We start from the raw sequence: 10,047 nt of genomic DNA on the forward strand, positions 1-10,047 counted from the left end.
GAGGTGGTCGTCGCCGCACCGCACGAGGGACCGCTGCGCGCCGCGGCCGCGGGCCGTGCCGCACTGCTCGAGCCGCGCGTTCCGGTACTCGACCACAACCGCTTGCTGCGCTTCCTCGCGGCCGGGATGGCCGTGCTGCGCATCGTCGACCCCGTGCGCACCGGCGCGGCCGTGCCCGACCTGACCGAGCTCGCCGACGTGCTCGACGCCGAGGCGCTGCGCGACGGGCCGCACAACGAGGTCTTCCACAACCCGGCCAAGACGCTGGCCGCGCGCATGCAGCAGCGCGGCATCGTGCTGGCCGGCGACTCCCCCGCCGCCGCGGAACTGGCCGAGCACGGCGCCGAGGTACTGCTGCAAGCCGCGGGCCGGGTGGCCACCGCGGCCGATCTCGCCGAGGCGGTGGCCGCCAATCCGCGCCTGATCGAGGCGGCGGGCGAATCCGCGCCCGGCTTCGATCCGCTGTTCCACGACGAGGAACTCGACGGCCCCGCGCCGGTGGAGCGGATCCGGGTTTTCGTGCTGAGCGCCGATCGCGATCAGGCCGCCGCGCGGCGCCGGGTCGCGGTGTTCGGCGGGGGCGGTTCCGGTCTCGTCGACGCCGATCTGGTGAGCGCCGATGTCGACCTGCTCCAGAACAGCCTGACCGATCCGGCCGCCCCGGCACCGGCGCGGACCGAGGAGTCCGGCGCGCCCGGGCGCGGCACCGAACTCGAACAACTCGCGGTGCTCGCGCTGCGCCTGGAGATGGCCGCGGCCTACCTACGGCTGATCGGCTCGCGCGGCGCGCCCGCAGGCACCTCCGGCGGCTTCGGCGGCGAACAGTACGACGGGGGACGCTACTAGTGCACGAACTCGTTGGTGCACTGCGTTCCTACGCATGGGGTTCGCGCACCGCGCTCGCTCGGCTGTGCGGCAGGCCGGTCCCCTCGGCGCACCCGGAGGCCGAACTCTGGTTCGGCGCGCATCCCGCCGATCCCGCGCACGTCAAGACGGCCGTCGGCACCACGTCGCTGCTGGAGCTCGTCGCCGCGAATCCGCACCGCGAACTGGGCGCCGCCGCACCGGAATTCGGTGACAAGCTGCCGTTCCTGCTGAAGATCCTGGCGGCCGAGGAGCCGCTGTCGCTGCAGGCGCACCCCTCGGCGACGCAGGCGCGCGCCGGGTTCGAGCGGGAGAACCGCGCGCGGGTGCCGCTGGACTCGCCGATGCGCAACTACCGCGACGAGAACCACAAGCCGGAACTGGTGGTCGCGCTGGATCGCTTCGAGGCGCTGGCCGGGTTCCGCGAGCCGCACCGCACCGTCGAGCTGTTCCGTGCGCTGGAGGTGCCCGAGCTCACGTCGTACACGGAGATGCTTGCCTCCCAACCCGATTCGGCGGGTCTGCGCACGCTGTTCACCACCTGGATCACGCTGCCCCAGCCGGTGCTCGCGACGCTGCTGCCCGCCGTGCTGGACGGCTGCGTGCGCTACCTGTCCGGAAAAGGCAAGCGCGGCTTCACCCTCGAGGCGCGCACCGCGCTGGAACTGGCGGAGGCCTATCCCGGCGACGCGGGCGTCCTCGCCGCGCTGCTGCTGAACCGGGTCACGCTGGAGCCGGGCCAGGGACTGTTCCTCGACGCCGGGAACCTGCACGCCTACCTGCGCGGGCTCGGCGTGGAGATCATGGCCAACTCCGACAACGTGCTGCGCGGCGGGCTCACGCCCAAGCACGTCGACGTGCCGGAACTGTTGCGGGTGCTGGATTTCGAGCCGATCGACCTGCCGGTCGTGCTGCCGGAACCCGCGGGCGACGGCTCGGTGCGGTACAAGACACCGGCGCCGGAATTCGCGCTGCGCCGCTTCGATCTCATCGAGGGCTCCGGGCAGGTGCCGCTCACCGCGGCCGGGCCCGGCATCGTGCTGTGCACGGCGGGCACGGTGCGGTTGCTCCAGGACGGTGCGGAGCTGCTCGTCGGGCGCGGCGGCGCGGCCTGGATCTCGGCCGCCGACAGCGATATTCGCGCCCAAGCGGTGGACGGACCCGCCCAGCTTTTCTGCGCCTGCCTCGGCGCAGGCAGCTGAGCGACGGGCCTCGCACTCGGCCGAAGATCGGCGAACACGCTAAGTTAGCCGGGATCGGCGAAACGAGAGAGGACCTTCAGGACATGTCTGCTGGCGGTGGCAAGAAGGCGATTCTGGCCGCGTTGACGGCGAACGCGGGGATCGCGGTGGCGAAGTTCATCGGCGCGGCGATCACCGGTTCGGCCTCGATGCTGGCCGAGGCGGTGCACTCGGTGGCCGACACTTCCAACCAGGGCCTGCTGCTGTTCGGTCAACGCCGCGCCGAACAGGAAGCCGACGAGTTGCATCCGTTCGGGTACGGGCGCAATCGCTATTTCTATTCGTTCATCGTGGCCCTTGTGCTGTTCACGCTCGGCTCGATCTACGCCATCTACGAGGGCATCCACAAGATCCAGCACCCCGAGGAACTCAGCTCGCCGATCATCGCGATCGTCATCCTGTTGATCGCCATCGGCCTGGAGACCTTCAGCTTCATCACCGCCGTTCGCGAATCCCGCCCGCTCAAGGGCGGCGCCAGCTGGTGGCGGTTCATCCGCAACTCGCGCAGTCCCGAGCTGCCGGTGGTGCTGCTCGAGGACACGGGCGCGCTGGTCGGCCTGATCCTGGCCTTCCTCGGCGTCGGCCTGACCATGGTCACCGACGACGCGATCTGGGACGGCATCGGCACCCTGTGCATCGGCGTGCTGCTCGGCGTCATCGCGATCATCCTGATCATCGAGATGCAGAGCCTGCTGATCGGCGAGGGCGCGACCCCCGAGGAGGACAGGGCGATCCGGGAGAGCCTGGTCGACGGCGAGCGCATCGACCGCGTCATCCACCTCAAGACCCAGTACCTCGGCCCGGAGGAAATCCTGGTGGCGGCCAAGGTGGCGATCACGCCGGATCTGGACATCGCGACCATCGCCGCGGCCATCGACGCCGCCGAGGCGCGGGTGCGCCGGGCCGTGCCCGCCGCGCGCATCATCTACGTCGAACCCGACCTGTACCGCACGCAACCCGTCTGACGATTCCCCTAGCGTGAGCACCGTTGCCCGAGGGCAGCGGTGCTCACGCGTTTCGACGGGTGCGTCGGCTGGACGCGGCGGTCAGCGGTGCTGCGGCTGACGGTCGCGCAGCAGGTCGAGCGGGTCGGTGTGGATGTCGAATTCGTGGCGCAGCACGTGGCGGGCGGCGTGCATGCCGTTCATGCCGTGCACGCCGGGACCGGGCGGCGTCGCCGAGGAGCACAGGTAGACGCCGGGCAGCGGTGTGGCGTAGGGGTTCCAGCGCGGTGCGGGACGGAAAGCGGTCTGGCGCAGCGTCATCGCGCCAGCGGAGATATCGCCGCCCACGTAGTTGGCGTTGTGCGTGGGCTGTTCGGCGGCGGTGATCACGTTCGTGGCGAGGATCAGGTCGCGGAAGCCAGGCGCGAAACGCTCCACCTGGGCGATCACCGCGTCACTGATATCGCGATCGGAACCGTTCGGCACGTGGGCGTAGGTGTAGAAGGTCTGCGCGTCGCCGGGTGCGCGGCCGGGATCGACGACGCCCGGTTGGATGGAGAGCACGTACGGACGCTCGGCGTGGCGCCCCGCGGCGACCGCGCCCTCCGCGGCCATCGCCTCGGCGCGGCTGCCGATCAGATGCAGGGTGCCCGCACGCTCACAGCCCTCGGCCTGCCACGGCACCGGACCGGAGAGCGCGAAATCGACCTTGCACGCCGCGCCGCCGTAGCGAAACCGCCGCAGCCGCTTGGCATATCGAGTGGGCAGCCGGTCGGCGGCCAGCCGGAGCAGGCCCGCGGGTGCGAGATCCAGCAGGACGGCGCGCGCACCGGTGAACTCGTCCAGCGAGTCCACCCGGTGGCCGGTGTGCACCCGGCCGCCGAGGTCCTCGACTTCGGCGATGAGCGCGTCGGGGATGGTCTGGCTGCCGCCGCGCGGTAAGACCCAGCCGCCCGCGTGGCCGAGCGTGGCGAGCAGCAGGCCCGCGCCGACCGCGGGGAAAGCGCGCGGCGAGGTGATCGCGTGGGTCGCGACGCCGGTCAGCAGCGCGGGCGCGAGGTCCTCGTGGAACCGCGCGTTCCACAGCGGCGAGCCCTGTTCGGCGAGCCGCAGGCCGAAGCGCACCGCGGTGGGCAGGTCTGCGGGCAGGCCGCGCATATCGGACATGGCCACGTCGACCACGCCCTGCCACTGGCGAACCAACGGCGCGAACAGCCGCCGCCAGGCGTCGCCGTCGCGGCCGAGATCGGCGACGGTGCGTTCCAGATCAAGCCAGGCCAGCCCGGCCCGGCCGCCGTCCATCGGGTGCGCGTAGGACACCTCGGGAGTGAGCAGCTCGACGCCGCGCGCGCTCAGATCGAAGGCGCGAAAGAACGGTGACGCCAACGCCATCGGGTGCGCGCCCGCGCAGACGTCGTGGTGGAAACCGGGCAGCGTCAGCTCCGCGGTGCGCGAGCCGCCGCCCGGCGTGGCCTCGGCCTCGAACACCTCGACCGACAGTCCCGCCGAGGCGAGGACCACCGCCGCGGCGAGGCCGTTGGGTCCGGAGCCGACCACCACAACATCAGCCATGAACCCCACGCTACCTGCGCCCGAGAATTCAGCGACGCGCCTCGTCCGCCCCCACCCCGGCCAGCCATTCGTCGACGAGAATCCGCAGCCGCGCCTCCCACAGCTGCGGCAGCAGCCGGCCACCGCGCGCCAGGGTGGCCATGCCGTGGATCGAACTCCAGGCCACCTCGGTGCGCGCACCGAGATCGGGTTCGGCGACGAACGGGCGGAACAGACGTTCCAGCTCGCCCCAGCCGTCGCGCAGCGCCTGCGGCGCCTCGGGCCCGAAGGTCAGGTCGGTCTTCATCAGGAACATCGCGTCGTAGAGCGCAGGGTTGGCGTCCGCGAAGCCTAGGTAGGCCCTTGCCACCGATTCCAGTGCCGCGGCCGGGGTCTCGGCGGTGGCGTGCGCCGCGCGCAGTGCGGTGGCGAGTTCGGCGAAGCCCTGTTCGGCGACGGCCGTGACGATGGCGGACTTGCCCGCGAAGTGGCTGTAGAGCACCGGCTGGCTGTACTCGATGCGGTCGGCGAGCCTGCGGACCGTCACCGATTCCCAGCCTTGCGTCTCGGCGAGCTGGCGGGCGGTGTCGATGATGCGCCGATGGCGTTCGGCCCGTTCGCGTTCCTTGCGAGTCTGGGTGCTCATGGAAAGAATTCTAGCACCGCTAGACAATCTACCGAGGCTCGTTCAGCGGCTTCGGGCTGGTCATTCTGGCCCTGCTCGCCGCGAAGCAGCGGTACGCGCTCGGGATCGCCACCCTGGTGATCGCGCTGATCCCGTTCGGCGACATGCTCACGGTGCTGCGCTGGGACGGCTCGGCGGGTGCGGCCTTCGGCATCCACGGGCTCACCGCCGCATTCGTGGCGCTCACCGGCGTGCTGCTGATCCGGGAGCGGTCGGTCACGAAGGAGCCGGACACCCGCGCCGCCGCCGCGGTGTGATCCACGGCACAGCCCCGGTTCGCGCGATGAATTCCGTGTCCGAGCGCCGTCCATTCCTCTGAACGCACCGCGAGCACAGGAGAACGAACCATGGCGACCAAGCCGCACGGCCCCGCGTCCTACTTCCCCACCATCGAGGCCAAGTACGGCCGCGGCATCGACGAATGGTTCACCCTGCTGCGCGAGTGCGGCGTGGCCGGGCACAAGCCACTGGTCGAGTGGCTGAAGACCGAGCACGGCGTCGGCCACGGCCACGCCACCGCGCTCGTCCAGTACCACCTCAACCCGGCCAAGTGGGCGGCCTGAGAAGTACCGAGACAACAGCAGCGCCGAAACACGAACGGCAGCACCCGAACACGAACGAAGGGCCCGCGGGATATGCGGGCCCTTCGTCGATCGCCAGGGCGGCACCTGCCTACGGAGGCGGTGGGTAGTGGGGTGCCGCCCTCGGCCCCGGCGTTGGCCGGGACGTCGGGGGTCAGGCCGAGGCCGAGACCAGGCTCTTCTCGGCGGGTTCCGCGGACTCCGGCGCGCCGTGCTCGTCGATCATGGTCCGTTCGTCGAACGGCAGCTTGCGGTCGAGCACCTGCCGGACCTGGTCCACGTCGATGGTCTTGGTCCAGGTGCCGATCAGCACGGTCGCGACCGCATTGCCGGAGAAGTTCGTCAGCGCGCGGGCCTCGGACATGAAACGGTCGATGCCGACGATCAGGCCGACGCCGTCGAGCAGCTCCGGCCGGTGGCTCTGCAGCCCGCCCGCGAGGGTGGCAAGGCCCGCACCGGTGACGCCCGCCGCGCCCTTGGAGGCGACGATCATGAACAGCAGCAGGCCGAGCTGTTCGGGCAGGCTGAGCGGCTTGCCCATCGCGTCGGCGATGAAGATCGAGGCCATGGTCAGGTAGATCGCGGTGCCGTCCAGGTTGAACGAGTATCCGGTCGGCACCACGACGCCGACGGTGGTCCGCTCGACGCCCAGGTGCTCCATCTTCGCGATCAGCCGCGGCAGCGCCGATTCCGAGGACGAGGTGCCGACGATGAGCAGGTACTCCCGCGCCAGGTACCGGACCAGCTTCAGGATCGACACACCGGACACCACGCGCACCAGCACGCCGAGCACACCGAAGACGAACACCAGGCAGGTCAGGTAGAAGGCGATCATCAGGGTGGCCAGCTGGACCACCGCGTCCAGGCCGGTCTTGCCGACCACGTTCGCGATCGCGCCGAAGGCGCCGATCGGGGCCAGCCACAGGATCATCGACAGGATGCGGAACACCAGCTTCTGGGCCATGGTCACCGCGCGCAGGATCGGCTCGCCCACGCTGCCCATGGCCTGCACCGCGAAGCCGACGAGCAGCGCGACGAACAGGGCCTGCAGCACGCTGCCTTCGGTGAGCGAGGAGACCAGCGTGGTCGGAATGATGTTGTTGATGAACTCCCAGGTACCGCCCGCGCTGTGCGCCTGATCGGCGTACTTCGCGCCCGCGCCCGCGGTCTTGGCGATGTTCATCCCGCTGCCCGGCTCCAGCAGGTTGCCGACCACCAGGCCGATGCCGAGGGCGATCGTCGACATGATCAGGAAGTAGCCGAGCGCCAGCCCGCCGACCTTGCCGACGGTGGCCGCGGTGCGCACCGAACCGATCCCGAGCACGATCGTGCAGAAGATGACCGGCGCGATCATCATCTTGATCAAGTCGACGAACATGGTGCCGAGCGGGGCCAGCGAGACGCCGACGCCGGGCGCCAGCCAGCCGACGAGGATTCCTGCGCCGACAGCGGCGATGACCGCCAGATACAGCCAGTGGGTGCGGTCGCGCCGCGACGTGCGAGGTGTGTCGCTCATGGCGAATCATGTCCTCCGAGTGGTACCGGAATGCGGGCCGTCACGGCCGCGTGTGCAAAATGATGACGACCCGCGTGACGCGGGTCACTGTTTGGTGCATTACGTTCAGTGGAGGTCAGCTCGTGCGACGTCGTCGCTCCCCAGACGCCGCCGGGTCCCCGCTCGCCGGCGCTCGCCGCGGCGAGCGATCGCGCGGCCCGCGGCTCTCGCTGGCGGGCCAGGTCTTCGCCCTGCAACTCGTGGTGCTCGCGCTGATGATCGCCGGTGCCGCGGCGCTGGCCATGATCGACGCACGGCACACCAGCGACGTGACCACCGAGCACGAGGTCATCGACGTGGCGGTGAGCCTGGCGCAGGCGCCGTCCACGCGCGCGGCGGTGCTCTCCGCCGAGCCGAGCACGCAGCTGCAACCGGTGACCGAGCGGATCCGGCTGCAGACCGGGATGGACTTCATCGTGGTGATGGCGCCGGACCGGACGCGGTTCACTCACACCAATCCCGAACGTATCGGCCAGCCGTTCAGCGGCAACATCGACAGGGCGCTGGCCGGGGAGACGTTCACCGAGACGTTCACCGGCACGCTCGGGCCGTCCATTCGCGCGGTGACTCCGGTGTACGACGGCGACCGAGTCGTGGCGCTGGTGTCGGCGGGCGTCACGCGGGCGCGCATCGGCGATCAGGTCGCCGCGCAGTTGCCGAAGATCCTCGGTGTGGCGGGCGCCGGTCTGGCGGTGGCCGCGCTCGGCTCGTTCCTGTTGAGCCGCCGGTTGCGCCGCCAGACCCACGGCCTCGCGCCCGACGAGCTGCGCGTCATGTACGAACACCACGACGCGGTGCTGCATTCGATCCACGAGGGCCTGGTGGTCTTCGGCGCGGGCGAGCGGGCCGAGGTCGTCAACGACGAGGCGCGGCGGCTGCTCGACTTGCCGGAGGGCATCGTGCACCGCGAGGACCTGCCGCTGTCGATGCGAAGCATGAGCTGGGGCGTGATTCGCGACGAGATGCACGTGACCAACGACCGGGTGCTGCTGGTCAACCAGGACGTCGTCGCCTCCGAGGGCCGTACCCTCGGCACCGTCATGACCATCCGTGACCACACCGAATTGCGCAGTGTGCTCGGCGAACTCGACTCGGTGCGGAGTTTCGCCGAATCACTGCGGGCCCAGGCGCACGAGTCGGCCAACCGGTTGCATACCGTGATCACCATGGTGGAACTCGGCCGGTACCGCGAGGCGGTCGAATTCGCCACCGCCGAACTGCGGCTCTCCCAATCGCTCATCGACCGGATGATGGGCGCGGTCGGCGATCCGGCGCTGGCCGCGCTGCTGCTCGGCAAGGTGAACCAGGCCGCCGAACGCGATGTCGAGCTGACCATCTCGGCCGACACCGCCCTCGACGCGACCGCGCCGCTCTCCGCCCGCGAGGCGGTCACCCTGGTCGGCAACCTGATCGACAACGCCATCGACGCCGCAACGGGCAGCGCGGGCGCGTGGGTGGAAGTCGCGGTGCGTCAAGCGGATTCGGACCTGTTCCTGCGTATCACCGACAGCGGGCCCGGCATGTCGGCGCAGACGTTCGCGCGCGCGGCCGAGCGCGGGTACACCACCAAAGACGACCACCACGGGCTCGGTCTCGCGCTGGTGCACCGGGTCGTCGCCAGGCACGGCGGGACGATCGACGCCCGCCACGAGCCGGAAAGCACGGTGACCGTGACCATTCCGCGCGGCTCCGGAAAGGACGCATCGTGATCCGAGTATTGATCGTCGAGGACGAGCCGCTGATCGCCGAGGCGCACCGCGCCTACGTCGAACGCATCCCCGGCTTCACCCCGGTCGGTGTCGCGCAGACGGGACGCGAGGCGATGCGGGCGACCGCCGCGGCCGCCGCCGAGGGCACACCGATCGACCTGGTGCTCATGGACATCGGCCTGCCCGACGCCAGCGGCCTGGACGTCGCCGCCGCGCTCAGCGGTTTGGCGCCGAGCCCCGACGTCATCGCCATCACCTCGGCCCGCGACCTGGCCATGGTGCGCACCGCCGTCGCCAACGGCGTGGTCCTCTACCTGCTGAAGCCGTTCACCTTCGCCGCATTCCAGGACAAACTGGAGCGCTACCGAGAGTTCCGCACCGCACTGCCCCCGGGCGAGTCCGCGCTGACCCAGCTCGACATCGACCGCGCCCTCAGCGCCCTGCGCACCCCCGACCAGCGCACCAACACTCCGAAAGGCGTTGCCCCGCAGACACTCGAGGAGATCTCCCGGATCGTGCGCACCGCGGGCGACGGCATCACCGCCGCCGACACCGCGACCAGCATCGGCGTCTCCCGCATCACCGCATGGCGCTACCTGGAGAAACTGGCGGACGACGGCCTCGTCGTCCGCCGCTCCGACTATGGCCGCGCGGGCCGCCCCAAAACCCGCTACCTCTGGAAACGCCCCGACTGACCGCCGCGCGCGAAACTGGCTTCGGCTTCGGTGGTCAGACGTCGGTGGAGAAGCGGATGCCGCCGTCCGGGATTTCGACGCCGGGCCAGACGCGGGCGCCGCGGAGGAGTTCGCAGCGGGCGCCGACGTTCGCGCCGTCGCCGATGACGCCGTCGCGGACCAGGGCGCGCGGGCCGATGCGGGCGCCGAAGCCGATGATGGAGCGTTCGACGGTCGCGCCCG

General features: G+C 70.6%; 10 protein-coding genes and 1 pseudogene. 7 read left to right on the forward strand and 4 right to left on the reverse strand.

All coding sequences use genetic code 11. The annotated features are described in order from the left end of the window. From NL1_RS38400 to NL1_RS34595, 3 genes are all read left to right on the forward strand, one after another. Nucleotides 1–846, forward strand: an 846-nt coding sequence (locus NL1_RS38400) for a tobH protein (RefSeq protein WP_067848807.1), incomplete at its 5' end; no start/stop codon positions are given. Continuing rightward, on the forward strand, nucleotides 846–2,066 hold the full coding sequence (gene manA, locus NL1_RS34590) for a mannose-6-phosphate isomerase, class I (protein ID WP_067848810.1): 1,221 nt from the start codon (nucleotides 846–848) through the stop codon (nucleotides 2,064–2,066). The genes NL1_RS38400 and manA, both read left to right, overlap by 1 nt. A gap of 83 nt (nucleotides 2,067–2,149) precedes the next feature. Continuing rightward, entirely contained in the window at nucleotides 2,150–3,070 is a 921-nt protein-coding gene (locus tag NL1_RS34595; protein WP_067848812.1) for a cation diffusion facilitator family transporter, read from the forward strand. Between the two features lie 81 nt (nucleotides 3,071–3,151). On the opposite strand, the gene NL1_RS34600 is transcribed toward NL1_RS34595, so the two are convergent. Further along, complete coding sequence (locus NL1_RS34600) at nucleotides 3,152–4,621, reverse strand: phytoene desaturase family protein (protein WP_067848815.1); 1,470 nt, start codon at nucleotides 4,619–4,621, stop codon at nucleotides 3,152–3,154. A gap of 28 nt (nucleotides 4,622–4,649) precedes the next feature. Then, a complete protein-coding gene (locus NL1_RS34605) occupies nucleotides 4,650–5,246 on the reverse strand; it encodes a TetR/AcrR family transcriptional regulator (protein WP_067848818.1) in 597 nt (198 codons plus the stop codon). Nucleotides 5,247–5,302: 56 nt separating this feature from the next. Between NL1_RS34605 and NL1_RS34610 the strand changes: the two genes are divergently transcribed. Further along, on the forward strand, nucleotides 5,303–5,542 hold the full coding sequence (locus NL1_RS34610) for a DUF4267 domain-containing protein (protein WP_281180903.1): 240 nt from the start codon (nucleotides 5,303–5,305) through the stop codon (nucleotides 5,540–5,542). 90 nt (nucleotides 5,543–5,632) lie between these two features. Continuing rightward, the gene (locus NL1_RS34615; RefSeq protein WP_067848823.1) at nucleotides 5,633–5,848 is read left to right on the forward strand and encodes a DUF4287 domain-containing protein; all 216 of its coding nucleotides are present in this window, start codon (nucleotides 5,633–5,635) and stop codon (nucleotides 5,846–5,848) included. 172 nt (nucleotides 5,849–6,020) lie between these two features. Here the strand turns inward: NL1_RS34615 and NL1_RS34620 are convergent, their stop codons facing one another. After that, complete coding sequence (locus NL1_RS34620) at nucleotides 6,021–7,382, reverse strand: cation:dicarboxylate symporter family transporter (protein ID WP_067848826.1); 1,362 nt, start codon at nucleotides 7,380–7,382, stop codon at nucleotides 6,021–6,023. Between the two features lie 254 nt (nucleotides 7,383–7,636). Between NL1_RS34620 and NL1_RS34625 the strand changes: the two genes are divergently transcribed. Beyond that, complete coding sequence (locus tag NL1_RS34625) at nucleotides 7,637–9,130, forward strand: sensor histidine kinase (RefSeq protein ID WP_245673729.1); 1,494 nt, start codon at nucleotides 7,637–7,639, stop codon at nucleotides 9,128–9,130. After that, a complete protein-coding gene (locus NL1_RS34630) occupies nucleotides 9,127–9,825 on the forward strand; it encodes a response regulator (protein WP_067848829.1) in 699 nt (232 codons plus the stop codon). The genes NL1_RS34625 and NL1_RS34630 overlap by 4 nt, the downstream gene beginning before the upstream one ends. 34 nt (nucleotides 9,826–9,859) lie before the next feature. On the opposite strand, the pseudogene NL1_RS34635 reads toward NL1_RS34630, so the two are convergent. Next, nucleotides 9,860–10,047: pseudogene (locus NL1_RS34635) on the reverse strand (NDP-sugar synthase); the annotation flags it as partial.

It is taken from the genome of Nocardia lijiangensis NBRC 108240 (assembly GCF_001613045.1).
Classification (GTDB): Bacteria; Actinomycetota; Actinomycetes; order Mycobacteriales; family Mycobacteriaceae; genus Nocardia; species Nocardia lijiangensis.

Excerpts from the sequence above, each read along its gene's own strand:
- NL1_RS34620 (WP_067848826.1), bottom strand. The coding sequence starts at position 7,382 with ATGAGCGACACACCTCGCACGTCGCGGCGCGACCGCACCCACTGGCTG.
- NL1_RS34600 (WP_067848815.1), bottom strand. The coding sequence starts at position 4,621 with ATGGCTGATGTTGTGGTGGTCGGCTCCGGACCCAACGGCCTCGCCGCG.
- NL1_RS34595 (WP_067848812.1), top strand. The coding sequence starts at position 2,150 with ATGTCTGCTGGCGGTGGCAAGAAGGCGATTCTGGCCGCGTTGACGGCG.
- NL1_RS34605 (WP_067848818.1), bottom strand. The coding sequence starts at position 5,246 with ATGAGCACCCAGACTCGCAAGGAACGCGAACGGGCCGAACGCCATCGG.
- NL1_RS34625 (WP_245673729.1), top strand. The coding sequence starts at position 7,637 with ATGATCGCCGGTGCCGCGGCGCTGGCCATGATCGACGCACGGCACACC.
- NL1_RS34615 (WP_067848823.1), top strand. The coding sequence starts at position 5,633 with ATGGCGACCAAGCCGCACGGCCCCGCGTCCTACTTCCCCACCATCGAG.